This is a genomic window from Citrobacter sp. RHB21-C05 (assembly GCF_013889015.1).
Lineage (GTDB): Bacteria > Pseudomonadota > Gammaproteobacteria > Enterobacterales > Enterobacteriaceae > Citrobacter_A > Citrobacter_A sedlakii.
Genome location: NZ_CP057611.1, coordinates 398,323 through 422,207 on the forward strand (window position 1 = coordinate 398,323; position 23,885 = coordinate 422,207).

The window sequence follows — 23,885 nt, forward strand, 5'->3', positions numbered from 1 at the left end:
GGTAACGCGCCATTTCCGACGGGATTAACGAGTGCCGTAAACGACGATGGTCTTACCGTGCGCGGAGATCAGGTTTTGATCTTCCAGCATCTTCAGGATACGACCAACGGTTTCGCGAGAGCAGCCAACGATCTGGCCAATCTCCTGGCGGGTAATTTTGATCTGCATACCGTCCGGGTGGGTCATTGCATCGGGTTGTTTCGCCAGGTTCAACAGCGTCTGGGCGATACGACCGGTCACGTCAAGGAAGGCCAGGTTACCGACTTTCTCTGATGTGACCTGCAGGCGGCGAGCCATCTGGGAAGAGAGACGCATCAGAATATCCGGGTTCACCTGGATCAACTGGCGGAATTTCTTGTAGGAAATTTCAGCCACTTCACATGCAGTTTTAGCACGTACCCATGCGCTACGTTCCTGGCCTTCTTCAAACAGGCCCAGTTCGCCAATAAAATCACCCTGATTCAGATAAGAAAGGATCATTTCTTTACCTTCCTCATCTTTAATCAACACTGCCACAGAGCCTTTAACGATGTAGTACAACGTTTCTGCTTTTTCACCCTGGTGAATCAGCGTGCTCTTCGACGGGTACTTATGAATGTGGCAATGAGACAAGAACCATTCGAGAGTCGGGTCTGTTTGCGGTTTGCCAAGCACCATGCGCGATTATCCTCTGTTATAAGCTGTCTCCAGAGCCAGAAAACGGCGCTGTCTCTGGGGTTGCAAAAATGTGCTTCCCGCTTCCTGGGAAGAGGCTGTCAATAACGGACAGCAGCCTTTAATGTGAAGTCCTCTGCATACATGCAGTACGTCAATGTATTACTGTAGCATCCTGACTGTTTTAGCATAGCTTTAGCCGTGTGTCTCCTGGTGTCTCGCTTCAGCATGACGCAGGTCGCCTTCCGTTGCGAGAATTGTTATGTACGCGTAATCTGTCAGGAAAATTGACGCACTGGAGTAAAAAAATATGCAAGCGCGTGTGAAATGGGTTGAAGGGTTAACCTTCCTGGGCGAGTCGGCTTCCGGACACCAGATCCTGATGGACGGCAATTCGGGAGATAAAGCGCCCAGCCCGATGGAAATGGTGTTAATGGCCGCGGGCGGCTGTAGCGCTATCGACGTGGTCTCCATTCTGCAAAAAGGACGTCAGGATGTGACCAATTGCGAAGTAAAACTGACCTCCGAGCGTCGTGAAGAAGCGCCGCGCCTGTTTACCCACATCAATCTGCATTTCATCGTGACGGGGCATGATTTAAAAGACGCCGCGGTGGCGCGGGCGGTGGATCTTTCCGCCGAAAAGTATTGTTCCGTGGCGCTGATGCTGGAAAAAGCGGTGAATATTACCCACTCGTATGAAGTCATTGCCGCCTGATAATTTTTACCTGATGGCGCTGCGCTCGACTGCCTTATGGCACAATCGGGCCAGCCGCCATTGAGGCTTATTCGATCTTCTTGCCTTCCATCAGGCGCTGTACCAGCGGCAGCATGATCAGTTCCATCGCCAGACCCATTTTGCCGCCCGGCACCACCAGCGTATTGATGTGAGAAATAAACGAACCTTGCAGCATCGCCAGCAGCCAGGGGAAATCGATGCCTTCGAGATTGCGGAAATGTATCACCACAAAACTCTCATCAAGTGAGGGAATGCCGCGTGCGGCGAATGGGTTTGAGGTATCCACCGTCGGGACCCGCTGGAAGTTGATGTGGGTACGGGAAAACTGTGGCGTGATGTAGTTGATGTAATCGTCCATTGAGCGCACCACGGAGTCCATCACCGCCTCGCGGGAATGTCCACGCTCGCTGGTGTCGCGGATCAGTTTCTGGATCCACTCCAGGTTGACGATGGGCACAACCCCCACCAGCAAATCCACATGGCGCGCCACCTCATGCTGTGGCGTCACCACGCCGCCGTGCAGCCCTTCATAAAACAGGACGTCGGTCGGCTCCGGCAGCGGCTGCCAGGGCGTGAAGGTGCCAGGCACCTGATTCCAGGGTACGGCTTCGTCGTAGGTATGCAGATATTTGCGCGACTGGCCTTTGCCCGTCTGCCCGTATTCAATGAAGGTCTGTTCCAGCAGGCCGAAGTCATTGGCTTCGGGGCCGAAATAGCTGATATGCCGTCCGGCATCGCGCGCCTTGCGGATCGCCATGTCCATTTCCGGGCGGGTATAACGATGAAAACTGTCGCCTTCCACCTCGGCCGCGCGCAGGTTGAGCTGGGCAAAAATTTTACGGAACGCGAGGCTGGTGGTGGTGGTCCCCGCGCCGCTGGATCCTGTTACCGCAATCACCGGATGTTTGGCAGACATAACAACTCCATGAGTAGGTTAGGTTTTTTATTATAGTCGGCCGAGGATACAGGCTTATTCGCGGAACTGTTTACGCGGCATGATGTTGACTGTTTCGTGCAATTCAGACCAGACCAGAACCGCTTCTCCGCACTGCAACTGACGTTTAACGTCGGCGACCTTTTGCTCAAGTGAACGTTCATGTTCACCATAATCGGTGCCTTCGCGCAACACAAAGCTTTCGATTAAGTTGTCCAGCGTCTCGGGAGAGAGCTCCTGCCAGGGGATCATCATCTTGGTACCTCCAGATACGTTGTCAGCCAGTCGGGAATACGCGCCTCCAGCCACATCTCAGGGCGACGCAGCGTGCCGCCGATAAACCCAACGTGCCCGCCATGTTCCGTTAGCTGATACTCCACCTGCGGCGGCAAATCGTCGGCTTTGGGGATCACGTGATGATCCATAAACGGATCGTCTTTGGCGTGGATGATCAGCGTCGGGATGGCGATCCGGTTGAGTAACGGCATCGCGCTACACTGACGATAATAGTCGATAGCGTCGGCAAAACCGTGAATTTTAGCGGTGATGAGATCGTCAAACTCGCGAATGCGGCGCAGGGATTTCAACTGCGCAAGATCGACTGGCAGGGAGCCCGGATACGCCGCCAGTTTGCGCGACGCGTTCGCCTTCAGCAAATTGAGCAGATAGCGCTGATAAACGCGGGAAAAGCCTTTATCCATATGGTAACTGCACGCTTCCAGCACGAAGGGGGCGGAAACAATCACCGCAGCCTCTATCGGGATGTTTTTCCCTTCTTTTGCCAGCAGGCAGGCCAGCATATTACCCCCCAGCGAATAGCCCACCGCCGCGGTTGGCGCGTGGCCAAATTCGCGACGCAGCCAGTGTAGAAACCAGGCGCCGTCTTCGGTTTCGCCAGAGTGATAAATACGGTTCATGCGGTTTGGCTCGCCGCTGCAGCCGCGAAAATGCATCACCACCCCAAGCCAGCCGCGTTTTTGCGCCGCTTCAATCAGGCCATGGGCATACGGGCTGTTCAGACTGCCTTCCAGACCGTGAAAGACGACCAGACGAGGTTTGTGTTTCGCGGACGCCGGATCTTCACTCCAGGCCAGATCGACAAAGTCACCGTCAGGTAACTCCAGCCGCTGCCAGTGGGGGGCAAAATTCACTTTGCGGCGGATCAGGCGCGGCAGCATGGTCTGCAAATGGCGGTTACGAATACCACGCATTGGGCGAAATTCACGCGAGTTTACGGCGGTGAGTTGAAGGTCTGACGAAGTTATTTGGCTCATAACGGCTGCGATGGTCTCTCATTATCAGCCGTCTACTATACCGCCACTTGCCTGTTGTGTTTATGAAAAATGCGTAGCTCAGGATGGCGTCTGGAATGGAGTAGTTGATCCTCATCACAAATTGTTACTTCAATTATTACTCTCAGGCTAACGATCCCTCTCTACGCTTAATTGATGACTTTCTCACCAGAGCGCACACTCATTAGCGTGTTAAGCAATCAAAATGATTAGCTGAATCAGGAGGTTAATAATGTTATCTGGGCAAACACCCGCACGCGTCTGGAATACCCGCCGCACCGAGAAGCAGCGGCGTCTGGCTTCCGTACCGGTGCAGGGCAAGGTACTGCCTACCGCAGACCTGACCGCGATGCTGGAAAAACTGATCGCGCCGGGTGACCGCGTGGTATTAGAAGGCAATAACCAGAAGCAGGCAGATTTCCTGTCCCGCATGCTGGCTGAAGTGAATCCCGAAAAAGTGCACGACCTGCACATGATTATGCCAAGTGTGGGCCGCAGCGAACATCTGGATATCTTTGAGAAAGGCATCGCCCGCAAGCTGGATTTTTCCTTCTCCGGTACGCAAAGCCTGCGCATTTCGCAGCTGCTGGAAGATGGCCAGCTCGAAATCGGTGCGATTCACACCTACATCGAACTTTACTCCCGCCTGTATGTTGACCTGGCGCCAAACGTGGCGCTGATTGCCGGGTTTAAAGCGGACCGTAAAGGTAACCTCTACACCGGGGCGAGTACCGAAGATACCCCGGCGCTGGTGGAAGCCGCCGCGTTCCACGACGGCATCGTCATCGCACAGGTGAACGAGCTGGTGGACGACGAGTGCGACCTGCCGCGCGTCGATATTCCGGGCTCGTGGATCGATTACGTGGTGGTGGCGGATAAGCCGTTCTTCATTGAGCCGCTCTTCACCCGCGACCCGCGCCTGATTAAACAGGAACACATCCTGATGGCGATGATGGCGATTAAAGGCATCTACGCTGAACACCAGGTGCAGTCCCTCAACCACGGGATTGGCTTTAACACCGCGGCGATTGAGCTGCTGCTGCCCACCTACGGCGAACAGCTCGGCCTGAAGGGCAAAATCTGTAAACACTGGACGCTGAACCCGCATCCGACGCTGATCCCGGCAATCGAAAGCGGCTGGGTGGAGAGCGTGCACTGCTTCGGCGGTGAGCTGGGGATGGAAGAGTACATTCGCGCCCGTCCGGACGTGTTCTTTACCGGTGCCGACGGCTCCATGCGGTCTAACCGCGCCTTCTGCCAGCTGGCAGGCCAGTACGCGGTCGATATGTTTATCGGCTCTACGCTGCAGGTTGATGGCTACGCTAACTCCTCAACCGTCACCCGCGGTCGCCTCTCCGGCTTCGGCGGCGCGCCAAACATGGGCCACGATCCGCACGGTCGCCGCCACGCCACGCCGGCCTGGCTGAACATGATCACCGAGCCTGACCCAATGCAGCGCGGTAAAAAACTGGTCGTGCAGATGGTGGAAACCTTCCAGGCGGGCGTGAAGCCGACCTTCGTGGAAAAACTCGACGCCGTTGACGTCGCGAAAGCCTCCGGTATGCCGCTGGCGCCGGTCATGATTTACGGCGATGACGTGACCCACGTGCTGACGGAAGAGGGGATTGCTTACCTCTACCGGGCGAAAGATCTGGAAGAGCGTCGCGCCATGGTCGCCGCCGTGGCGGGCATCACCGATATCGGTCTGGGCGTGGATGCCAGACGCGTGGCGGAACTGCGCCAGAGCGGCAAAGTGGTCTATCCGGAAGATATGGGCATTCGCCGCACCGATGCCACCCGCTCTCTGCTGGCGGCGGGCAGCGTGGCCGACCTCGTTGAGTGGTCCGGCGGCCTGTACAACCCACCTGCGAAATTCCGGAGCTGGTAATGAAACTTCTGCCCCGGATCCAGGTTGAAGGCGGTGCCGAATGGCTGGCGCGAACCGCCACGCAGTGTCTGATTGACGAAGCACGTTTAAGCCCGAAACCCGGTCTGGTGGACAGTCGGGGGAACGGCGCGCACCACGATTTATCGCTTGCGCTGATGGAGCGCTCCGCGCACAGCCTGACTCCCACGTTTCAGGCGCTGGCGCAGCAAAGCTGGCAGCGTCCGGCGGATATTGCCCTCAGGCAAACCATAGGGCGACTCGGTCGCGACGGAGAGCGGCAGATGATGGCCGCAACCGGGGGCGTAAACACCCATCGCGGCGCGATCTGGGCGCTGGGGCTGCTGGTGAGCGCGGTGGCGATGCTGGGCGGTGATGCCAGCGCGCAGGCCGTCGCTAACACCGCCGCCCGGCTGGCAAAACTCCCGGACGACGCGGCGCCGAAGGTGTTCAGCAAGGGGGTACGCGCCACGCACCGCTACCGTGTGCCCGGCGCGCGTGAAGAGGCGCAGCAGGCGTTTCCGCACATCATGCAGCGCGCGCTACCGCAGCTTCGCCTGAGCCGTCTTAACGGCAGCAGCGAAACAAACGCCAGACTCGACGCGCTGATGGCAATCATGACCTCGCTCACCGATACCTGCGTGCTGTCGCGCGCCGGAATGGAGGGGCTGGACGCCATGCAGAACGGCGCCCGGGCGGTGCTGAACGCCGGAGGATGCGCAACCCTCGCGGGGCAGCAGGCGCTGGCGCAGTTAGACCGCCAGATGCTGACGCTTAACGCCTCACCGGGCGGCGCCGCAGACCTGCTTGCGGCCACGCTGTTTCTCGATCGCGTCGAAACGCCATATTCAAAGCATTAAGAGGATGTTATGGAAAAAATTACATTGACCGTGCCCGCCCGCCGCGAAGTCAGCGGCAGGGCGCTGGCAGGCGTCGTCGGCTCCGGGGATATGGAGGTGCTGTTCACCGCCGAACCGGGCCAGACCTTGACCGTTGATATCACCACCTCCGTCGACAACAGCCGCGGACGCTGGGAGGCGTTGTTCAGCCGCCTGGAAACCGTCAGCAGCCTGCCCGCAGGCAAACTGACCATCCACGACTTCGGCGCGACGCCGGGCGTGGCGCGCATTCGTATTGAACAGGTGTTTGAAGGGGTGAGCCATGCGTGATGACAGCAGCTTTATCGAATTAAAAGCGCGCCAGCGTGCGCAGGCGCTGCTCGACGAGGGCAGCTACCGCGAACTGCTGGATCCGTTTGAAGGCATTATCTCTCCGTGGCTTGGGCCACAGGGCATTGTGCCGCAGGCCGATGACGGCATGGTGGTCGCGAAAGGGACCATCAACGGCCAGCCAGCGGTAGTCGTGGCGATTGAAGGGACCTTCCAGGGCGGCAGCATGGGCGAAGTCTCCGGCGCCAAAATGGCGGCGGCGCTGGAGCTGGCGGCGGAAGATAACCGCAACGGCATTCCGACGCAGGCGGTACTGTGCCTCGAAACCGGCGGCGTACGCCTGCAGGAAGCGAACCTTGGCCTGGCGGCGATTGCCGATATCCACGCCGCGATCGTTGACCTGCGTCGTTATACCCCGGTCGTCGGGATCGTGGCCGGAACCGTGGGCTGCTTCGGCGGGATGTCTATCGCCGCGGCGCTGTGCAGCTACCTGATTGTGACCCGCGAAGCGCGTCTCGGCCTCAACGGCCCGCAGGTTATCGAGCAGGAAGCGGGCATTGAAGAGTACGACTCCCGCGACCGTCCGTTTATCTGGAGCATGACCGGCGGCGAAGTACGCTATGAAAGCGGGCTGGTGGACGCGCTGGTAGGCGACGGCGTGAACGCGGTGAAAGCCGCGATGAACGAGGCCATCGCGAAAGGCGTACCGGCGAAGCATCGCACCGATAACTATGATGATTACCTGAACCGTCTGACGAATTTCGACACCCGCAAACAGGCCGATGCCGAACAGATTAACGCGCTTTTTGCCCGGGAGGTGAAATGATGAATAACGCAATAAGCCGTGGCGAACGCTGGCTGGAAACGCTCGCCCCGAGCGCCAAACGTATTGAGGGGCTGTGCCCGTCCGTGCAGGCGGCAGACGGTGAGCTGAACGGTGAAACGGTGCGTTTTGTCGCCGTGGTGCCGGATGCCAACAACCACTTCCCGCGCGCGGCGAAAGGGGAAGTCGGTCTGCTGGAAGGCTGGACGCTGGCAAAAGTGGTCAGCGAAACCGTCGCGGAGGATGCTGATAAAGCCGTTAAGCGCCCGATTGTGGCGGTGATTGACGTCCCAAGCCAGGCCTATGGCCGTCGCGAAGAGGCGTTTGGTATCCACCAGGCGCTCGCGGGAGCCGCGGCCGCCTACGCCAACGCGCGTCTGGCGGGTCATCCGGTGATTGGTCTTATCGTCGGTAAGGCAATGTCCGGCGCGTTTCTGGCGCACGGCTACCAGGCTAACCGTCTGATTGCCTTTAACGATAAAGGCGTGCTGATCCACGCGATGGGCAAAGAGTCTGCGGCGCGCATTACGCTGCGTACCGTCGACGCGCTGGAAAAACTGGCGGCAACCATTCCGCCCATGGCGTACGACATCAGCAACTACGCCACGCTGGGGCTGCTTTCCGACCTGCTGGACATCAGCAACCCGGATGCCCCATCCGATAACGATCTGACGCAGGTGAAAACCACCCTGCAACAGGCCATCAGTGACGCGCGTCAGGACACCTCGCTGAAAAGCCGTCTGGGTGCTGACAACCGCCGCAGCTCGGCGCTCGTACGCGAACGTATGAGAGCCAGCTGGTAAGTAATTAAGACCTGCCGAATGTTCGGCTCCGTGGGCGCACGCGCTGCGCCCGCGCGGGCCGCTACATCCGAAAAATAATAATCATCGCGTCCGTGCTAACTTTTTTCTTCATTACAGGTGATTTATGACTTACGTGATTGTTCATGCTCTTGCACCGATATTCATCATCATGTTGCTGGGGTTCTGGGCCGGGAAGGCCAATATGGTTGATAACAAGAATGTTTCCCTGCTCAACATCTTCGTCATGGATTTCGCATTACCTGCGGCGCTGTTCAGCGCGACGGTACAGACGCCCTGGGCGGGCATCGTGGCGCAGTCGCCGCTGATTGTGGTGCTGACGCTGGCGATGTGGATCACCTACGCGGCGATCTATTTCCTTGCTACCGGCGTATTCAAAAAATCGCCGCAGGATGCGGCCGTGTTGACGCTCACCGTCGCCCTGCCAAACTATGCGGCGCTTGGCCTGCCGATTCTGGGCAGCGTGCTGGGCGAAAGTTCTTCCACCTCACTGTCCGTGGCGGTCTCTATCGCCTGTGGTTCCGTGCTGATGACCCCGTTCTGCCTGCTGATTCTGGAGCGTGAAAAAGCGCGCGCCGAGGGCAATAACTCCGGTTCAACGCTCTCCATGCTGCCGGTGCTGATGTGGCGCTCCATTAAAAAACCGATCGTGATGGGCCCGCTGCTGGGTGTGATCCTGTCCGCTATCGGCATCAAAATGCCGGAACTGGTGCTGGCGGCGATTAAACCGCTGGGGCTGTCCGCGACCGCTGCGGCGCTGTTCCTGACCGGCGTGATCCTCTCTGCCCGTAAGCTCCAGATCAACACCATGGTGATCACCTCCACCGTCGCCAAACTGCTGATCCAGCCGGCGATTGCCTGGGGTATCGTTTTAATCTTCGGTCTGCACGGCTCCGTGGCGATCACCGCTATCCTGATGATTGCGCTGTCCGCGGGCTTCTTCGGCGTGGTGTTCGGTAACCGCTTTGGCGTGCAGTCGCCGGATGCAGAAGCCGTGCTGCTGTTAAGCTCCGTACTGTGTATCCTGTCGCTGCCGCTGTTTATCTCGCTGACGTCAGGAATGTAATTATGACCACAACATTACGCCCCCACGACCTCATCTGGCTTACCTCGCGCGACGCGTTGGAAGGTATTACCGAATCCTGGGTTGAATCAGCCTGGCATATCGGCCTGCCGGTGGTGGTACGGCGTGATGTGGATAACGAAGGCCGAATTCCCGTTGGCGTGCGCGGACTGCGCCGCGACCAGCGGGCAGCCGGATGGGTGCAGCCTGAGAATGTGCTACGCGTGGTGTCGCCTGAAGAGCTGTGCGTCACCGCCGATCTGCTGCGTTCGCCGTTTGTCACCCAGCCGCCGGTACAGGTGGCGCTTCAGCTTGCTCAGCAGGCGTGGCCGTGGACGTGGGGCATTACCGGCAGCACCGGCTACGCGCTGGCGACCGGTATTCCGGTGATCCATGCCGACAGCGATCTCGACCTGCTGATCCGCGCTCCGCACGCCGTTGCCCCTGACGCATTTGCTGGCTGGCAGCTTCAGCTCAGCCGCGCGCTATGCCGGGCGGATACGCAGGTGGATACGCCGGAAGGCGGATTCGCGCTGGCGGAGTGGCTACGCGACGGTAAAACGCTGCTGAAAACCCGCCGTGGGCCACGCCTGGTGGCAGATCCATGGCGCAGGGAGGAGTGATGAAAATACTGTTTACCTTTCCGGGTCAGGGCACGCAGCATGAAGGTATGTTGCAAAACCTGCCGGGAACGGAGCTGGAACAGGCACGTCAGGTGTTGGGGAAGGAAGTTGATACGCTGGACAGCGCGGCCTCGTTAACCCACACCCGCGCGGTGCAGCTTTCGCTGTTAATTGCCGGCGTGTCCTGGGCGCGCGAGCTGGAGCGACGCGGCGTGTCGCCTGACATCGTTAGCGGTTTATCGATTGGCGCTTATCCCGCGGCGGTGGCGGCGGGCGCGCTGGAATTTACGGACGCGCTGGAGTTGGTGGCGCTGCGCGGCGATCTGATGGAACAGGCCTGGCCGCACGGCTACGGCCTGACGGCAATCATGGGCTTAACCCTGCCGCAGGTGGAACAGCTTATCGAGGGTAGCGGAACGTACATTGCTAACCTGAATGCCGAAACGCAGATTGTCATTGCCGGATCCGATGAAGGGATGGCGCAGGTGGCAAAACGCGCTCTGGAAAAAGGCGCGAGCAAAGCAAAGCGGCTGGCCGTGAGCGTGCCGTCGCACTGCGAGCTGCTGGCGGAACCGGCGCAGAAGCTGGCGGCGGCGTTTAACTCGGTCACGCTTTCACGCCCGCGCTGCGCGTATCTGAGCGGCAGCACCGGGCGCGTGCTCTGGCAGCCGGAAAGAATTGCCGACGATCTGGCGATGAACATGGCGCGCACCGTGCGCTGGCAGGAAGCGGTGATTTCGGCTAACGAGCGTGACGCAAGGCTGGCGATTGAAATGCCGCCCGGCGGCGTGCTGACCTGCCTGACGCGACAGGCGGCGTGGGAAGGGGAGTCGATTTCCCTGGAACGTAGCGGCGTGGACGTTGCCGTGCATCTGGCGCGGCGGGTACAGTTGTTGTGATTGTTGCCTGCTGGCGCGATGCTTCTCCTGCTTACAGGATGTATTGGCCTCAGGCTAACCGGCAATCAAACGCCAGGCTCCAGACTGCGCGCGTACATTCGTCCTTCGGCGGCGAGCGCCAGCAGATTCGGGTCGCGCTCACGGTTGCGGGCGAAGACAATCGCGATAAGCTGCTGCATCTGGTAGGGCTGCGCCAGCTTCAGTAGCTGCACGGAATTCTCATACATCTTCTTCATGCGTCCCGGCATCAGGGTAAAGCCGACGCCCGCCTGCACCAGACTGAGCATCGAGAAAATGTCATTCACGCGGGTGACGATCTCCGGCTCGAATCCGGCGATATGAAAGGCTTCCTGAAAGCCGGCATAGGTGGCGAAGCCTTCGGCCAGCGAGACAAACTTCTGCTCCCGGTAATCGCGCAGATCGGCAGGCGAGGAGATGTCCAGCGTCGCCGTTGACGGTGCGGCGAGATAGATGTCGTCATGAAACAGCGGCAGCACTTCCAGACTGTTGCGATCGATTTCACTTTCCGAAATAGAAATCAGGATCGCATCCAGCGTGCCTTCTTCCAGCATGGTAAGCAACGCTTCGTTAGATCCCATCGTCAGATCCAGTTCGAGGTCGGGACGCCGTAGCTTCATGCCCATGATCAGATGCGGGACGGTCTCCAGCGTCAGCGAGTAAAGTGTGCCGACGCGTAAGCGCCCCTGGCCGACACCCGCCGTTTTACGCGCTTCCTCCAGCCCTCGCGCCATAAGCTGAGTGACTTCCTGACAATATTCCAGCAGTGTCCAGGCCGCCGGTTGCGGGATCAGGTTGCGACCTTTATGCACAAACAGCGGACAACGGACATTTTCTTCCAGCGTATGTAACGCGCGATGCACGCTCACCCCACTGATATCCAGCGCTTCCGCCGTGCGGGCAATATTCCCTTTCTCCATAAACGTCATGAAGATGCTGAGCTTGCGGAAAGTAATATCGTTGGTGATGAGCGGCGTCATGGTGGTTTCCTGTGGTTAGTCGGCCAGCATTTGCTCAAGCTGCTCTTGCGCGTCCAGCCAGGCTATTTCGCACGCTTCTAGCCCGGCTTTGGCGCTGGCCTGTTGTTGCAGGCACTCGGTCAGTTCTGCTTTACGGCTCTGGTCGTACAGTTCACTGTCGCCCAGCTTTTCTTCCGCCTGCGCTAACAGCGCGTTCAGTTTTTCCATCTCTTTTTCCAGACGGGCGATCTCTTTGCGCAGCGGCTGGGTCTGCGTACGCAGCTCGGCTTCACGACGCTTCTGATCTTTACGCGCTTGCGCACTGTTCGCGTTCTCTTTTGGCGCTTCAGCAGGCTGGTTTTCCTGTTTCTGTACCTCGCTCAGCCACTGCTGATAATCTTCCAGGTCGCCGTCAAACGGTTCGACTTTACGGTCGTGGACCAGGTAGAGATCGTCGGTGGTGGAGCGCAACAGGTGACGGTCGTGCGACACGACGACCAGCGCGCCTTCGAATTCGATCAATGCTTCGGTCAACGCCTGACGCATGTCGAGATCGAGATGGTTAGTCGGTTCATCAAGCAGCAACAGGTTCGGGCGCTGCCAGACAATCAATGCCAACACCAGACGGGCTTTTTCGCCGCCGGAGAAACGCCGCGTCTCTTCCGTGACCTTATCGCCCTGGAAGCCAAAGCCGCCGAGATAGTCGCGCAGTTTCTGCTCCAGTTCCTGCGGCGCCAGGCGCGACAGGTGTTGCAGCGGTGACTCGTCAGCGCGCAGGTACTCCAGCTGATGCTGGGCGAAATAGCCAAGCTTAATGCCTTTCGCCAGGCCGATTTCGCCACTGACCGGCGCGAGCTCGCCCGCCAGCAACTTGATAAGCGTAGACTTCCCGGCGCCGTTGCGGCCAAGCAGGCCAATGCGCGAGCCAGGCACCAGATTCAGCTTAATGGAGTCGAGTATGATGCGCTCGCCGTAACCCGCGCTCACTTTTTCCATTTTCAGCAATGGGTTTGGCAGGCTTTCCGGCGCGCGGAAGCTGAAGTGGAAGGGGTTATCCACGTGCGCAGGGGCGATCAGCTCCATGCGCTCCAGCATTTTGATTCGGCTTTGCGCCTGCTTGGCTTTGGTCGCCTTGGCGCGGAAGCGGTCAATATAGCTTTGCAGATGCGCCACGCGTTCCTGCTGGCTTTCGTACATCGCTTGCTGCTGGGCCAGACGGGTGGCGCGCTGGATTTCAAACGCGCTGTAATTGCCGGTGTACTCGAACAGGTTTTGCTGTTCGATGTGGATAATTTTGTCCACTACCGGGTCGAGAAAATCCCGGTCGTGGGAGATCAGAATCAGAGTGCCCTGATAGCCTTTCAGCCATTTTTCCAGCCAGATAACCGCATCAAGATCGAGGTGGTTAGTCGGTTCGTCGAGCAGCAGCAGATCGGAGCGGCAGATCAGCGCCTGCGCCAGGTTGAGGCGCATACGCCAGCCGCCCGAGAAGTCGCTGACCGGACGTTCAAGTTGTTCGTTGCTGAACCCCAGCCCATGCAGCAGACTGGCGGCGCGTGAGCGGACGGTCCAGGCGTCAATGGCGTCCAGCTTGCCGTGTACGGTGGCGATAGCGTGTCCGTCGTTACGTTCGTTAGCGTCGTGCAACTGGGCTTCCAGTTGACGGTATTCGCGGTCGCCGTCAATGACGTACTCCAGCGCTGGCTGGGCCAGGGCGGGGGTTTCCTGATTCACCCACGCCAGCTGCCAGTTGCCAGGATAGCTAAAACTTCCGGCGTCGGCGCTGATTTCATTTTTCAGCAACGCCAGCAGGGTAGATTTCCCGCAGCCGTTCTTGCCCACCAGGCCGACCTTCTGGCCCGGATTGATAGTGGCAGCGGCATTGTCCAGCAAGACGCGCACGCCGCGACGAATTTGTAACGAGGAGAAAACAATCATAAGGCGCCGTATGTTCTGACTATGTTAATTTATCATTATGATAATGTAGTGTGCTGGCATTCTGCCGCACTGGGGCGCAATGGTAGCCCAAAACAACAACGCGACACAAAAACAGAAATAAAACCGGGAGGGGGATGATGTCTCAGCCAGCAAAGGTGTTGCTGCTGTATGCCCATCCGGAATCTCAGGACTCGGTGGCGAACCGGGTGCTGCTTAAGCCGGCTATGCAGCTCAGTAACGTAACGGTGCACGATCTCTACGCGCACTATCCTGATTTTTTTATTGATATTCCGCATGAGCAGGCTCTTTTGCGTGAGCATGATGTGATTGTGTTTCAGCATCCGCTGTATACCTATAGCTGCCCGGCGCTGTTGAAAGAGTGGCTGGATCGGGTGTTAAGCCGCGGCTTTGCCAGCGGTCCGGGGGGGAACCAGCTCGCGGGAAAGTACTGGCGCAGCGTGATTACCACTGGCGAACCGGAGAGCGCCTATCGCTATGACGCTCTGAATCGTTACCCGATGAGCGACGTCCTGCGGCCCTTTGAGCTGACGGCGGGTATGTGCCGGATGCACTGGATGAGTCCGATCATTATTTACTGGGCCAGGCGGCAGAGCGCGCAAGAGCTGGAAAGCCATGCGAAAGCATATGGCGACTGGCTTACCCAGCCTGTTCCCGTGGGAGGCCGCTGATGGAAGGTTCCGATTTATTGCTGGCGGGCGTGCTGTTCCTCTTCGCGGCGGTGGCGGCGGTGCCGCTGGCTTCACGGCTCGGCATCGGCGCGGTATTAGGGTATCTGCTTGCGGGTATCGCCATTGGCCCATGGGGTCTGGGATTCATTAGCGACGTTGACGAGATTCTGCATTTCTCTGAGCTTGGCGTCGTATTCCTGATGTTCATTATCGGGCTGGAGCTGAACCCGGCGAAACTCTGGCAGCTTCGGCGATCGATTTTTGGCGTCGGGGCGGCGCAGGTGTTGCTCAGCGCGGGGCTGCTCGCCGGGCTATTGATATTGACGGATTTTTCGTGGCAAGCCGCGGTGGTTGGCGGTATCGGTCTGGCAATGTCCTCGACCGCGATGGCGCTACAACTGATGCGCGAGAAGGGGATGAATCGCAGCGAGTCGGGGCAACTTGGCTTCTCGGTGTTGTTGTTTCAGGACCTGGCGGTGATCCCGGCGCTGGCGCTGGTGCCGTTGCTCGCCGGTTCCGCCGACGAGCATTTCGACTGGATGAAGATTGGCATGAAAGTGCTCGCCTTCGCCGGGATGTTGATTGGCGGGCGCTACTTATTGCGCCCGGTATTCCGCTTCATCGCCGCGTCCGGCGTACGCGAAGTGTTTACCGCCGCGACGCTGCTACTGGTGCTGGGTTCTGCCTTATTTATGGACGCGTTGGGGTTGTCGATGGCGCTGGGCACGTTTATTGCGGGCGTGCTGCTGGCGGAAAGCGAATATCGCCATGAGCTGGAAACGGCCATTGATCCGTTCAAGGGACTGTTGCTCGGCCTGTTTTTTATCTCGGTTGGGATGTCGCTCAACCTGGGCGTGCTGTACACCCATCTGCCGTGGGTTGTGGCAAGCGTGGTGGTGCTGGTGGCGGTAAAAACGTTGGTGCTCTATGGGTTGGCGCGGCTCTACGGTCTTCGCAGCTCGGAAAGAATGCAGTTTGCCGGCGTCCTGAGCCAGGGGGGAGAATTCGCCTTCGTGCTGTTTTCTACAGCCTCGTCGCAGCGGCTTTTTCAGGGCGATCAAATGGCGCTATTGCTGGTTACCGTCACGCTGTCGATGATGACCACGCCCATGCTAATGAAACTTATCGACAAATGGCTCTCGCGTCAGTTTAACGGCCCGGATGAAGAGGACGAAAAACCGTGGGTGGATGACGATAAGCCGCAAGTGATTGTGGTCGGGTTTGGCCGTTTCGGCCAGGTGATTGGGCGTTTGCTGATGGCGAATAAAATGCGTATTACCGTTCTGGAACGGGATATCAGCGCCGTAAACCTGATGCGAAAATATGGCTACAAGGTCTATTACGGCGATGCGACGCAGGTGGATCTTCTGCGCTCTGCGGGCGCGGAGGCGGCAGAATCCATCGTTATCACCTGCAACGATCCGGAAGATACGATGAAGCTGGTGGAGATCTGTCAGCAACACTTCCCGCATTTGCATATTCTTGCGCGAGCGCGCGGACGTGTGGAAGCACATGAGTTATTACAGGCAGGGGTGACGCAGTTTTCCCGTGAAACGTTTTCCAGCGCGCTGGAACTCGGGCGTAAAACGCTGGTGTCGCTGGGCATGCACCCTCACCAGGCGCAGCGGGCGCAGTTGCATTTCCGACGGCTGGATATGCGAATGCTGCGGGAGCTTATTCCGATGCATGCCGATACCCTACAAATTTCGCGCGCCAGAGAAGCCAGGCGCGAGCTGGAGGAGATTTTTCAGCGCGAGATGCAGCAGGAACGACGTCAGTTGGACGGCTGGGATGAATTTGAATAGAGGTTCAGTATGACAATCCGTAAACGTTTTATTGCCGGGGCGAAATGCCCGTCCTGCCAGGCGCAGGACACGTTGGCGATGTGGCGCGAGAATAATATCGATATTGTTGAGTGTGTTAAGTGCGGTCACCAAATGCGGGAAGCGGATAAAGATGCGCGCGATCATGTGCGCAAAGAGGAGCAAGTGATCGGGATCTTTCATCCGGACTAGCGATATGCCCCGAGTTTTTTTAAGCTAAAGGGTACACGGGTGCAGATTTCCGCTACAATCTGCGCCAGTAATTTTCCCACGCTCAGGAGATATCATGAAAGTAGCAAAAGACCTGGTGGTCAGCCTGGCCTATCAGGTACGTACAGAAGACGGTGTGTTGGTTGATGAGTCTCCGGTGAGTGCGCCGCTGGACTACCTGCACGGTCACGGTTCTCTGATCTCTGGTCTGGAAACCGCCCTGGAAGGTCACGAAGTTGGCGACAAATTCGATGTAGCTGTTGGCGCGAACGACGCCTACGGTCAGTATGACGAAAACTTGGTACAGCGCGTACCTAAAGACGTCTTCATGGGCGTTGACGAGCTGCAGGTGGGCATGCGCTTCCTGGCGGAAACCGACCAGGGTCCGGTTCCGGTAGAAATTACCGAAGTGGAAGACGACCACGTTGTGGTTGACGGTAACCACATGCTGGCGGGTCAGAACCTGAAATTCAACGTTGAAGTGGTAGCGATCCGCGAAGCGACGGAAGAAGAACTGGCTCATGGTCACGTTCATGGCGCACACGGTCACGACCACGATCATGACCACGGTCACGACGGCTGCTGCGGCGGTCACGGCCATGACCACGGTCACGAGCACGGTGGCGAAGGCTGCTGCGGTGGCGGCGGTAAAGGTCACGGCGGCTGCGGTTGCCACTAATCCCGTCGTCTTTCAAGCCACGCAGGGTCGGCTGGATCTTGCTGTGACGAGAAATTCATAGGGTATTTAGCGCGCTGTACATGAACGGAGCGCAAAAAAAAGCGGGTATAGAATATAACCCGCTTTTTTTACGTCTCAATAATGAGGCGGTGGCGTTTCTTCCGCCTGGGAGGCGATATTGGACGGCTGGCTGGCCTTCAGTTTCTCGGTCAGCAGACGCAGATGATCGCGCAATTTGGCCATTTCCATTTCGTGGGCGGTGACCGTCACGTTGAGCTCTTCAATGGTGATTTCCTGAAAAGCCAGGCGACTTTCCAGTTCGGCCAGACGAGTTTCCAGCGTGGTATCCTGCATGATTCACCTCATTGATTATCCCGGGTTGCGGCGGATTCTACTGAATTCTGTCGATGAGCGCAGCCCTGATTGCGCCGCGCCGAAACTAATTTAAACAAAAAGAGTCTGAAAAGAAGTGAGAATAAGGCATGTCCTTATGTTGATTTGTTCAACAACGCTTTATAGTACGCTTCTTAAATGAAGCTAACCTCGGGGTGAGATGCCCCGGCCCTGGAGATATGGATGAAATCATTGTTTAAAGCCACGCTGCTGGCAACCACGATGGCCGTTGCGCTGCATGCCCCGATGACCTTCGCTGCTGAAGCGGCAAAACCGGCTGCGGCTGCTGACAGCAAAGCGGCGTTTAAAAATGACGATCAGAAATCAGCGTATGCGCTGGGCGCTTCGCTGGGTCGTTATATGGAAAACTCCCTGAAAGAACAGGAAAAACTGGGCATTAAACTGGATAAAGAGCAACTGATCGCGGGCGTCCAGGACGCGTTTGCCGATAAGAGCAAGCTGACTGACCAGGAAATCGAACAAACGCTGCAGGCGTTTGAAGCCCGCGTGAAATCTTCCGCTCAGGCGAAGATGGAAAAAGACGCGACTGAAAACGAAGCCAAGGGCAAAGAGTATCGTAACAAGTTTGCGAAAGAGAAAGGCGTGAAAACGTCCTCTACCGGCTTGCTTTATAAAGTCGAGAAAGCAGGTACCGGCGAAGCGCCGAAAGACAGCGACACCGTCGTTGTTAACTACAAAGGCACGCTGATCGACGGTAAAGAGTTCGACAACTCCTACACCCGTGGCGAGCCGCTCTCCTTCCGTCTGGATGGCGTGATCCCAGGCTGGACCGAAGGCCTGAAAAACATCAAGAAAGGCGGTAAGATCAAGCTGGTCATTCCACCGGAGCTGGCATACGGCAAAACTGGCGTCCCGGGTATTCCGGCTAACTCCACGCTGGTATTCGACGTAGAGCTGCTGGATATCAAACCAGCGCCGAAGGCGGATGCGAAGCCAGAAGCCGCAGCAGAAGCTGACGCAAAAGCCGCAGATGCTGCTAAAAAATAAAAACTGAGAACCGCCGCCGAACAGAGCGGCGGTTTTTTTATTGCAGGCCGGATATAATTAGTTGTGGAAAGTGGAACCTCCACTGTATTAATTTAACCATCCACATAATTAATGAGCCTGCCCTGAAAACATAACGACAGGCTCCTGAAAAGGAGTGTTTTTTTTCATGTCCAGGTCGCTTTTAACCAACGAAACCAGTGAGCTTGATTTACTGGATCAACGTCCTTTCGATCAAACCGACTTTGATATTCTGAAATCCTACGAAGCGGTGGTGGACGGGTTAGCGATGCTCATTGGTTCCCACTGTGAAATCGTTTTGCACTCTTTGCAGGATTTGAAATGCTCCGCCATTCGCATCGCCAACGGCGAGCACACGGGGCGTAAAATCGGTTCGCCGATTACCGACCTTGCGTTACGTATGCTGCACGATATGACCGGTGCGGACAGCAGCGTGTCGAAGTGCTACTTTACCCGTGCGAAAAGCGGCGTCCTGATGAAGTCCGTGACCATTGCTATTCGCAATCGCGAGCATCGCGTGATTGGCCTGCTGTGCATCAACATGAACCTTGATGTACCGTTCTCGCAAATCATGAATACCTTTATTCCGCCTGAAACGCCGGAAGTCGGATCGTCCGTCAACTTCGCTTCTTCTGTTGAAGATCTGGTCACCCAGACGCTGGAATTTACCATCGAAGAGGTGAACGCCGATCGTAATGTGTCTAATAACGCCAAGAATCGCCAGATCGTTCTGAATCTATACGAGAAAGGCATTTTTGATATTAAAGATGCGATCAACCAGGTCGCCGATCGTCTCAATATCTCCAAGCACACCGTGTATCTCTATATTCGCCAGTTCAAAAGCGGCGACTTCCAGGGGCAAGACAAGTAATGCGTTTTGCCATCATGGTTACCGGTCCGGCATATGGTACCCAGCAGGCGAGCAGCGCGCTGCAGTTCGCTCAGGCGTTACTGGAAGAAGGCCACACGCTAAGCAGCGTCTTTTTTTATCGTGAAGGCGTATATAACGCCAACCAGCTGACCTCGCCGGCGAGCGATGAATTTGACCTGGTTCGCGCCTGGCGGCAACTGCACACGCAGCATGGCGTTGCCCTCAATATCTGTGTGGCCGCGGCGCTGCGTCGCGGCGTGGTTGATGAAAGCGAAGCGGGCCGCCTTGGGCTGCTCTCCGCTAATCTTCAGCCGGGATTTACGCTAAGCGGCCTCGGCGCGCTGGCGGAAGCCTCGTTAACGTGCGATCGCATGGTACAGTTCTGATGAAACGCGTGGCTTTTATTTTTTCCACCGCGCCGCATGGCAGCGCATCGGGCCGCGAGGGGTTAGACGCGTTGCTGGCGACCTCTGCTTTAACGGATGATCCCGGCGTCTTCTTCGTGGGTGACGGCGTGTTCCAGATCCTTGCCGGGCAAAAACCGGATGTCGTGCTGGCGCGCGACTATATCGCCACCTTTAAGCTGCTGGGATTGTACGATATCGAACAATGCTGGCTGTGCGCCGCCTCGCTGCGCGAGCGTGGGCTTGGCGATGACGCAGCGTTTGTGGTGGAAGCCACCGCGCTTGAGCCCGAAGCGCTGCGTCGGGAGCTGAGCCATTACGATGTGATCCTGAGATTCTGAGGCTCGTATGCTGCATACCTTACACCGCTCCCCGTGGCAGTCCGATTTCACATCCCTGCAGCGTTTACTCGCGGAAGGCGACGCGCTGTTATTACTCCAGGATGGCGTTATTGCTGCAATAGAAGGCTCTCACTTCCTTGAAACGCTGCGCAACGCCCCCATAACGGTATACGCACTGAAAGAAGACATTGACGCCCGCGGCCTGGGTGGTCAAATTTCAGACAGCGTCGTCAGGGTTAGCTATACTGATTTCGTCAGACTTACGATCCAGCACACCAGCCAGTTGGCCTGGTGATTGTGTGATCGTTGTATATTTCTTGACACCTTTTCGACACCGCCCTAAAATTCGGCGTCCTCATATTGTATGAGGTCGTTTTATTACGTGTTTACGAAGCAAAAGCTAAAACCAGGAGCTATTTAATGGCAACAGTTAACCAGCTGGTACGCAAACCACGTGCTCGCAAAGTTGCAAAAAGCAACGTGCCTGCGCTGGAAGCATGCCCGCAAAAACGTGGCGTATGTACTCGTGTATATACTACCACTCCTAAAAAACCGAACTCCGCACTGCGTAAAGTATGCCGTGTTCGTCTGACTAACGGTTTCGAAGTGACTTCCTACATCGGTGGTGAAGGTCACAACCTGCAGGAGCACTCCGTGATCCTGATCCGTGGCGGTCGTGTTAAAGACCTCCCGGGTGTTCGTTACCACACCGTTCGTGGTGCGCTTGACTGCTCCGGCGTTAAAGACCGTAAGCAAGCTCGCTCCAAATACGGCGTGAAGCGTCCTAAGGCTTAATGGTTCTCCGTTAAGTAAGGCCAAACGTTTTAACTTAAATGTCAAACTAAACTCGTAGAGTTTTGGACAATCCTGAATTAACAACGGAGTATTTCCATGCCACGTCGTCGCGTCATTGGTCAGCGTAAAATTCTGCCGGATCCGAAGTTCGGATCAGAACTGCTGGCTAAATTTGTCAATATCCTGATGGTAGATGGTAAAAAATCTACTGCCGAAACAATCGTATACAGCGCGCTGGAGACCCTGGCTCAGCGCTCTGGTAAATCTGAACTGGAAGCTTTCGAAGTCGCTCTCGAAAACGTGCGCCCGACTGTCGAAGTTAAGTCTCGCCGCGTTGGCGGTTCTACTTATCAGGTACCAGTTGAAGTCCGTCCGGTTCGTCGTAATGCTCTGGCAATGCGTTGGATCGTTGAAGCTGCTCGTAAACGCGGTGATAAATCCATGGCTCTGCGCCTGGCGAACGAACTCACTGATGCTGCAGACAACAAAGGTACTGCAGTTAAGAAACGTGAAGACGTTCACCGTATGGCCGAAGCCAACAAGGCGTTCGCACACTACCGTTGGTAATCCCTTCGGAATTTTAGTCACCAGGCGGGCGCTTCCAGTAAGCAGCCCGCTTTGGGCTACTTAAATTGAACGCCTAAAAGATAAACGAGGAATCAAATGGCTCGTACAACACCCATCGCACGCTACCGTAACATCGGTATCAGTGCGCACATCGACGCCGGTAAAACCACTACTACCGAACGTATTCTGTTCTACACCGGTGTAAACCATAAAATCGGTGAAGTTCATGACGGCGCAGCTACCATGGACTGGATGGAGCAGGAGCAGGAACGTGGTATTACCATCACTTCCGCAGCGACTACTGCATTCTGGTCTGGTATGGCTAAGCAGTATGAACCGCATCGCGTAAACATCATCGACACCCCGGGGCACGTTGACTTCACCATCGAAGTAGAACGTTCCATGCGTGTTCTTGATGGTGCGGTAATGGTTTACTGCGCAGTTGGTGGTGTTCAGCCGCAGTCTGAAACCGTATGGCGTCAGGCAAACAAATATAAAGTTCCGCGCATTGCGTTTGTTAACAAAATGGACCGTATGGGCGCGAACTTCCTGAAAGTTGTTGGTCAGATCAAAACCCGTCTGGGCGCGAACCCTGTTCCGCTGCAGCTGGCAATTGGCGCTGAAGAAGCGTTCACCGGTGTTGTTGACCTGGTGAAAATGAAAGCCATCAACTGGAACGAAGCTGATGCAGGCGTGACCTTCACCTATGAAGACATCCCGGCTGACATGCAGGAACTGGCTGAAGAATGGCACCAGAACCTGATCGAGTCCGCAGCGGAAGCGTCTGAAGAGCTGATGGAAAAATACCTGGGTGGTGAAGAACTGACTGAAGAAGAGATCAAAAAAGCTCTGCGTCAGCGCGTTCTGAACAACGAAATCATCCTGGTTACCTGTGGTTCTGCCTTTAAGAACAAAGGTGTTCAGGCGATGCTGGATGCGGTAATTGATTACCTGCCATCCCCGGTTGACGTACCTGCGATCAACGGTATCCTGGACGACGGTAAAGATACGCCTGCTGAACGTCACGCTAGCGATGACGAGCCTTTCTCTGCACTGGCATTCAAAATCGCTACCGACCCGTTCGTGGGTAACCTGACCTTCTTCCGCGTTTACTCCGGTGTGGTTAACTCTGGTGATACCGTACTGAACTCCGTGAAATCCGCACGTGAGCGTTTCGGTCGTATCGTTCAGATGCACGCTAACAAACGTGAAGAGATCAAAGAAGTTCGCGCGGGCGACATCGCTGCGGCGATCGGTCTGAAAGACGTGACTACCGGTGACACTCTGTGCGATCCGGATCACCCGATCATCCTGGAGCGTATGGAATTCCCTGAGCCGGTAATCTCCATCGCCGTAGAACCGAAAACCAAAGCTGACCAGGAAAAAATGGGTCTGGCTCTGGGCCGTCTGGCTAAAGAAGACCCGTCATTCCGCGTATGGACTGACGAAGAATCTAACCAGACCATTATCGCCGGTATGGGTGAGCTGCACCTCGACATCATCGTTGACCGTATGAAGCGTGAATTCAACGTTGAAGCGAACGTCGGTAAACCTCAGGTTGCTTACCGTGAAGCGATTCGCGCGAAAGTTACCGATATCGAAGGTAAACACGCGAAGCAGTCTGGTGGTCGCGGTCAGTACGGTCATGTTGTTATCGACATGTACCCGCTGGAGCCGGGTTCCAACCCGAAAGGCTACGAGTTCATCAACGACATTAAAGGTGGTGTAATCCCTGGCGAATACATCCCTGCCGTTGATAAAGGTATCCAGGAGCAGCTGAAAGCAGGCCCGCTGGCTGGTTATCCGGTTGTTGACATCGGTATCCGTCTGCACTTCGGTTCTTACCATGACGTTGACTCCTCGGAACTGGCGTTTAAACTGGCTGCGTCTATTGCCTTTAAAGAAGGCTTTAAGAAAGCGAAACCAGTTCTGCTTGAGCCGATCATGAAGGTTGAGGTAGAAACGCCGGAAGAGAACACCGGTGACGTCATTGGTGACTTGAGCCGTCGTCGCGGTATGCTGCGCGGTCAGGAATCTGAAGTTACTGGCGTTAAGATCCACGCTGAAGTTCCGCTGTCTGAAATGTTCGGATATGCAACTCAGCTGCGTTCTCTGACCAAAGGTCGCGCATCGTACACTATGGAATTCCTGAAGTATGATGATGCACCGAGCAACGTTGCTCAGGCCGTAATCGAAGCCCGTGGTAAATAATCCACAGGATTAAAACCTAAGTCCCGTGCTCTCTCCATAAGGGGAGAGCGCTATAGTAAGGA

28 protein-coding genes are annotated in these 23,885 nt (G+C 56.6%); 21 read left to right on the forward strand and 7 right to left on the reverse strand.

Features of this window, described 5'->3' with window-relative positions; all coding sequences use genetic code 11:
- Window positions 1–24: 24 nt before the first annotated feature.
- Window positions 25–657 (reverse strand): cAMP-activated global transcriptional regulator CRP, encoded by a 633-nt coding sequence (crp, locus tag HVX72_RS01790; protein WP_000242758.1) that lies wholly within the window; start codon window positions 655–657, stop codon window positions 25–27.
- 307 nt (window positions 658–964) lie between these two features.
- On the opposite strand from crp, the gene HVX72_RS01795 reads away from it, so the two are divergent.
- Window positions 965–1,369: an OsmC family protein gene (locus tag HVX72_RS01795; protein ID WP_042286302.1), complete on the forward strand. Its 405-nt coding sequence runs from the start codon at window positions 965–967 to the stop codon at window positions 1,367–1,369.
- Window positions 1,370–1,436: 67 nt separating this feature from the next.
- Here the strand turns inward: HVX72_RS01795 and HVX72_RS01800 are convergent, their stop codons facing one another.
- The 3 genes from HVX72_RS01800 to HVX72_RS01810 are packed head-to-tail and all read right to left on the reverse strand — an operon-like array spanning window position 1,437 to window position 3,598.
- Complete coding sequence (locus HVX72_RS01800) at window positions 1,437–2,306, reverse strand: phosphoribulokinase (RefSeq protein ID WP_042286299.1); 870 nt, start codon at window positions 2,304–2,306, stop codon at window positions 1,437–1,439.
- Between the two features lie 54 nt (window positions 2,307–2,360).
- Window positions 2,361–2,579, reverse strand: coding sequence for a YheU family protein (locus HVX72_RS01805; RefSeq protein ID WP_042286296.1), 219 nt, complete (start codon window positions 2,577–2,579; stop codon window positions 2,361–2,363).
- Entirely contained in the window at window positions 2,576–3,598 is a 1,023-nt protein-coding gene (locus tag HVX72_RS01810; protein ID WP_181822442.1) for a hydrolase, read from the reverse strand. The genes HVX72_RS01805 and HVX72_RS01810 overlap by 4 nt, the downstream gene beginning before the upstream one ends.
- 250 nt (window positions 3,599–3,848) lie before the next feature.
- Here HVX72_RS01810 and mdcA point away from each other — a divergent pair, with 250 nt between their 5' ends.
- The 8 genes from mdcA to mdcH all read left to right on the forward strand — a co-directional run bounded on the left by mdcA (window position 3,849) and on the right by mdcH (window position 10,899).
- The gene (gene mdcA / locus HVX72_RS01815) at window positions 3,849–5,504 is read left to right on the forward strand and encodes a malonate decarboxylase subunit alpha (RefSeq protein ID WP_181822443.1); all 1,656 of its coding nucleotides are present in this window, start codon (window positions 3,849–3,851) and stop codon (window positions 5,502–5,504) included.
- On the forward strand, window positions 5,504–6,361 hold the full coding sequence (locus tag HVX72_RS01820; RefSeq protein WP_181822444.1) for a triphosphoribosyl-dephospho-CoA synthase: 858 nt from the start codon (window positions 5,504–5,506) through the stop codon (window positions 6,359–6,361). The genes mdcA and HVX72_RS01820 overlap by 1 nt, the downstream gene beginning before the upstream one ends.
- 9 nt (window positions 6,362–6,370) lie before the next feature.
- Entirely contained in the window at window positions 6,371–6,670 is a 300-nt protein-coding gene (mdcC, locus tag HVX72_RS01825) for a malonate decarboxylase acyl carrier protein (RefSeq protein WP_042286285.1), read from the forward strand.
- Window positions 6,663–7,496: a biotin-independent malonate decarboxylase subunit beta gene (locus tag HVX72_RS01830; RefSeq protein ID WP_042286283.1), complete on the forward strand. Its 834-nt coding sequence runs from the start codon at window positions 6,663–6,665 to the stop codon at window positions 7,494–7,496. Before mdcC ends, HVX72_RS01830 begins: the two co-directional genes overlap by 8 nt.
- Window positions 7,496–8,296 carry a biotin-independent malonate decarboxylase subunit gamma gene (gene mdcE, locus HVX72_RS01835; RefSeq protein WP_181823229.1) on the forward strand — a complete coding sequence of 267 codons (801 nt, stop codon included), beginning with the start codon at window positions 7,496–7,498 and terminating at the stop codon, window positions 8,294–8,296. Before HVX72_RS01830 ends, mdcE begins: the two co-directional genes overlap by 1 nt.
- A gap of 124 nt (window positions 8,297–8,420) precedes the next feature.
- Window positions 8,421–9,380 carry an AEC family transporter gene (locus HVX72_RS01840; RefSeq protein WP_181822445.1) on the forward strand — a complete coding sequence of 320 codons (960 nt, stop codon included), beginning with the start codon at window positions 8,421–8,423 and terminating at the stop codon, window positions 9,378–9,380.
- Window positions 9,381–9,382: 2 nt separating this feature from the next.
- Complete coding sequence (locus HVX72_RS01845; protein WP_181822446.1) at window positions 9,383–10,000, forward strand: malonate decarboxylase holo-ACP synthase; 618 nt, start codon at window positions 9,383–9,385, stop codon at window positions 9,998–10,000.
- Window positions 10,000–10,899: a malonate decarboxylase subunit epsilon gene (gene mdcH, locus HVX72_RS01850; protein ID WP_181822447.1), complete on the forward strand. Its 900-nt coding sequence runs from the start codon at window positions 10,000–10,002 to the stop codon at window positions 10,897–10,899. Before HVX72_RS01845 ends, mdcH begins: the two co-directional genes overlap by 1 nt.
- 65 nt (window positions 10,900–10,964) lie before the next feature.
- Here mdcH and HVX72_RS01855 read toward each other — a convergent pair whose 3' ends face one another.
- Both HVX72_RS01855 and HVX72_RS01860 read right to left on the reverse strand, forming a co-directional pair.
- On the reverse strand, window positions 10,965–11,897 hold the full coding sequence (locus tag HVX72_RS01855) for a LysR family transcriptional regulator (RefSeq protein WP_181822448.1): 933 nt from the start codon (window positions 11,895–11,897) through the stop codon (window positions 10,965–10,967).
- Window positions 11,898–11,912: 15 nt separating this feature from the next.
- Window positions 11,913–13,814, reverse strand: coding sequence for an ABC transporter ATP-binding protein (locus HVX72_RS01860; RefSeq protein WP_181822449.1), 1,902 nt, complete (start codon window positions 13,812–13,814; stop codon window positions 11,913–11,915).
- Between the two features lie 137 nt (window positions 13,815–13,951).
- Here HVX72_RS01860 and kefG point away from each other — a divergent pair, with 137 nt between their 5' ends.
- The 4 genes from kefG (at window position 13,952) to slyD (ending at window position 17,215) form a co-directional block, all read left to right on the forward strand.
- On the forward strand, window positions 13,952–14,503 hold the full coding sequence (gene kefG, locus HVX72_RS01865; RefSeq protein WP_042286933.1) for a glutathione-regulated potassium-efflux system ancillary protein KefG: 552 nt from the start codon (window positions 13,952–13,954) through the stop codon (window positions 14,501–14,503).
- Window positions 14,503–16,308, forward strand: a complete 1,806-nt coding sequence (gene kefB, locus HVX72_RS01870) for a glutathione-regulated potassium-efflux system protein KefB (RefSeq protein WP_181822450.1) — start codon at window positions 14,503–14,505, stop codon at window positions 16,306–16,308. Before kefG ends, kefB begins: the two co-directional genes overlap by 1 nt.
- Before the next feature lie 9 nt (window positions 16,309–16,317).
- Window positions 16,318–16,518: a YheV family putative zinc ribbon protein gene (locus tag HVX72_RS01875; protein WP_042286259.1), complete on the forward strand. Its 201-nt coding sequence runs from the start codon at window positions 16,318–16,320 to the stop codon at window positions 16,516–16,518.
- Between the two features lie 94 nt (window positions 16,519–16,612).
- Complete coding sequence (gene slyD / locus HVX72_RS01880; RefSeq protein WP_042286257.1) at window positions 16,613–17,215, forward strand: peptidylprolyl isomerase; 603 nt, start codon at window positions 16,613–16,615, stop codon at window positions 17,213–17,215.
- A 135-nt stretch (window positions 17,216–17,350) separates the two neighbouring features.
- Here the strand turns inward: slyD and HVX72_RS01885 are convergent, their stop codons facing one another.
- Window positions 17,351–17,569, reverse strand: coding sequence for a protein SlyX (locus HVX72_RS01885; protein ID WP_042286253.1), 219 nt, complete (start codon window positions 17,567–17,569; stop codon window positions 17,351–17,353).
- Between the two features lie 222 nt (window positions 17,570–17,791).
- On the opposite strand from HVX72_RS01885, the gene fkpA reads away from it, so the two are divergent.
- From fkpA to fusA, 8 genes are all read left to right on the forward strand, one after another.
- Window positions 17,792–18,616, forward strand: a complete 825-nt coding sequence (gene fkpA / locus HVX72_RS01890; RefSeq protein WP_042286250.1) for an FKBP-type peptidyl-prolyl cis-trans isomerase — start codon at window positions 17,792–17,794, stop codon at window positions 18,614–18,616.
- A gap of 166 nt (window positions 18,617–18,782) precedes the next feature.
- Window positions 18,783–19,505 carry a transcriptional regulator gene (locus HVX72_RS01895; RefSeq protein WP_042286247.1) on the forward strand — a complete coding sequence of 241 codons (723 nt, stop codon included), beginning with the start codon at window positions 18,783–18,785 and terminating at the stop codon, window positions 19,503–19,505.
- The gene (gene tusD / locus HVX72_RS01900) at window positions 19,505–19,891 is read left to right on the forward strand and encodes a sulfurtransferase complex subunit TusD (RefSeq protein ID WP_042286241.1); all 387 of its coding nucleotides are present in this window, start codon (window positions 19,505–19,507) and stop codon (window positions 19,889–19,891) included. Before HVX72_RS01895 ends, tusD begins: the two co-directional genes overlap by 1 nt.
- Complete coding sequence (gene tusC, locus HVX72_RS01905) at window positions 19,891–20,250, forward strand: sulfurtransferase complex subunit TusC (protein WP_181822451.1); 360 nt, start codon at window positions 19,891–19,893, stop codon at window positions 20,248–20,250. The genes tusD and tusC overlap by 1 nt, the downstream gene beginning before the upstream one ends.
- 7 nt (window positions 20,251–20,257) lie before the next feature.
- Window positions 20,258–20,545 carry a sulfurtransferase complex subunit TusB gene (gene tusB, locus HVX72_RS01910; RefSeq protein WP_042286237.1) on the forward strand — a complete coding sequence of 96 codons (288 nt, stop codon included), beginning with the start codon at window positions 20,258–20,260 and terminating at the stop codon, window positions 20,543–20,545.
- A 125-nt stretch (window positions 20,546–20,670) separates the two neighbouring features.
- Window positions 20,671–21,045 carry a 30S ribosomal protein S12 gene (gene rpsL, locus HVX72_RS01915; protein WP_000246815.1) on the forward strand — a complete coding sequence of 125 codons (375 nt, stop codon included), beginning with the start codon at window positions 20,671–20,673 and terminating at the stop codon, window positions 21,043–21,045.
- Window positions 21,046–21,141: 96 nt separating this feature from the next.
- On the forward strand, window positions 21,142–21,612 hold the full coding sequence (rpsG, locus tag HVX72_RS01920) for a 30S ribosomal protein S7 (protein WP_002920113.1): 471 nt from the start codon (window positions 21,142–21,144) through the stop codon (window positions 21,610–21,612).
- 96 nt (window positions 21,613–21,708) lie between these two features.
- A complete protein-coding gene (fusA, locus tag HVX72_RS01925) occupies window positions 21,709–23,823 on the forward strand; it encodes an elongation factor G (protein ID WP_042286235.1) in 2,115 nt (704 codons plus the stop codon).
- Window positions 23,824–23,885 lie beyond the last annotated feature (62 nt).

Excerpts from the sequence above, each read along its gene's own strand:
- rpsG (WP_002920113.1), top strand. The coding sequence starts at position 21,142 with ATGCCACGTCGTCGCGTCATTGGTCAGCGTAAAATTCTGCCGGATCCG.
- mdcE (WP_181823229.1), top strand. The coding sequence starts at position 7,496 with ATGAATAACGCAATAAGCCGTGGCGAACGCTGGCTGGAAACGCTCGCC.
- mdcA (WP_181822443.1), top strand. The coding sequence starts at position 3,849 with ATGTTATCTGGGCAAACACCCGCACGCGTCTGGAATACCCGCCGCACC.
- HVX72_RS01800 (WP_042286299.1), bottom strand. The coding sequence starts at position 2,306 with ATGTCTGCCAAACATCCGGTGATTGCGGTAACAGGATCCAGCGGCGCG.
- HVX72_RS01895 (WP_042286247.1), top strand. The coding sequence starts at position 18,783 with ATGTCCAGGTCGCTTTTAACCAACGAAACCAGTGAGCTTGATTTACTG.
- tusC (WP_181822451.1), top strand. The coding sequence starts at position 19,891 with ATGAAACGCGTGGCTTTTATTTTTTCCACCGCGCCGCATGGCAGCGCA.
- HVX72_RS01875 (WP_042286259.1), top strand. The coding sequence starts at position 16,318 with ATGACAATCCGTAAACGTTTTATTGCCGGGGCGAAATGCCCGTCCTGC.
- rpsL (WP_000246815.1), top strand. The coding sequence starts at position 20,671 with ATGGCAACAGTTAACCAGCTGGTACGCAAACCACGTGCTCGCAAAGTT.
- kefB (WP_181822450.1), top strand. The coding sequence starts at position 14,503 with ATGGAAGGTTCCGATTTATTGCTGGCGGGCGTGCTGTTCCTCTTCGCG.
- fkpA (WP_042286250.1), top strand. The coding sequence starts at position 17,792 with ATGAAATCATTGTTTAAAGCCACGCTGCTGGCAACCACGATGGCCGTT.
- tusB (WP_042286237.1), top strand. The coding sequence starts at position 20,258 with ATGCTGCATACCTTACACCGCTCCCCGTGGCAGTCCGATTTCACATCC.
- mdcC (WP_042286285.1), top strand. The coding sequence starts at position 6,371 with ATGGAAAAAATTACATTGACCGTGCCCGCCCGCCGCGAAGTCAGCGGC.
- HVX72_RS01795 (WP_042286302.1), top strand. The coding sequence starts at position 965 with ATGCAAGCGCGTGTGAAATGGGTTGAAGGGTTAACCTTCCTGGGCGAG.
- tusD (WP_042286241.1), top strand. The coding sequence starts at position 19,505 with ATGCGTTTTGCCATCATGGTTACCGGTCCGGCATATGGTACCCAGCAG.
- HVX72_RS01830 (WP_042286283.1), top strand. The coding sequence starts at position 6,663 with ATGCGTGATGACAGCAGCTTTATCGAATTAAAAGCGCGCCAGCGTGCG.
- crp (WP_000242758.1), bottom strand. The coding sequence starts at position 657 with ATGGTGCTTGGCAAACCGCAAACAGACCCGACTCTCGAATGGTTCTTG.
- HVX72_RS01840 (WP_181822445.1), top strand. The coding sequence starts at position 8,421 with ATGACTTACGTGATTGTTCATGCTCTTGCACCGATATTCATCATCATG.
- HVX72_RS01805 (WP_042286296.1), bottom strand. The coding sequence starts at position 2,579 with ATGATGATCCCCTGGCAGGAGCTCTCTCCCGAGACGCTGGACAACTTA.
- slyD (WP_042286257.1), top strand. The coding sequence starts at position 16,613 with ATGAAAGTAGCAAAAGACCTGGTGGTCAGCCTGGCCTATCAGGTACGT.
- HVX72_RS01885 (WP_042286253.1), bottom strand. The coding sequence starts at position 17,569 with ATGCAGGATACCACGCTGGAAACTCGTCTGGCCGAACTGGAAAGTCGC.
- HVX72_RS01860 (WP_181822449.1), bottom strand. The coding sequence starts at position 13,814 with ATGATTGTTTTCTCCTCGTTACAAATTCGTCGCGGCGTGCGCGTCTTG.
- kefG (WP_042286933.1), top strand. The coding sequence starts at position 13,952 with ATGTCTCAGCCAGCAAAGGTGTTGCTGCTGTATGCCCATCCGGAATCT.
- mdcH (WP_181822447.1), top strand. The coding sequence starts at position 10,000 with ATGAAAATACTGTTTACCTTTCCGGGTCAGGGCACGCAGCATGAAGGT.
- HVX72_RS01820 (WP_181822444.1), top strand. The coding sequence starts at position 5,504 with ATGAAACTTCTGCCCCGGATCCAGGTTGAAGGCGGTGCCGAATGGCTG.
- HVX72_RS01855 (WP_181822448.1), bottom strand. The coding sequence starts at position 11,897 with ATGACGCCGCTCATCACCAACGATATTACTTTCCGCAAGCTCAGCATC.
- HVX72_RS01810 (WP_181822442.1), bottom strand. The coding sequence starts at position 3,598 with ATGAGCCAAATAACTTCGTCAGACCTTCAACTCACCGCCGTAAACTCG.
- HVX72_RS01845 (WP_181822446.1), top strand. The coding sequence starts at position 9,383 with ATGACCACAACATTACGCCCCCACGACCTCATCTGGCTTACCTCGCGC.
- fusA (WP_042286235.1), top strand. The coding sequence starts at position 21,709 with ATGGCTCGTACAACACCCATCGCACGCTACCGTAACATCGGTATCAGT.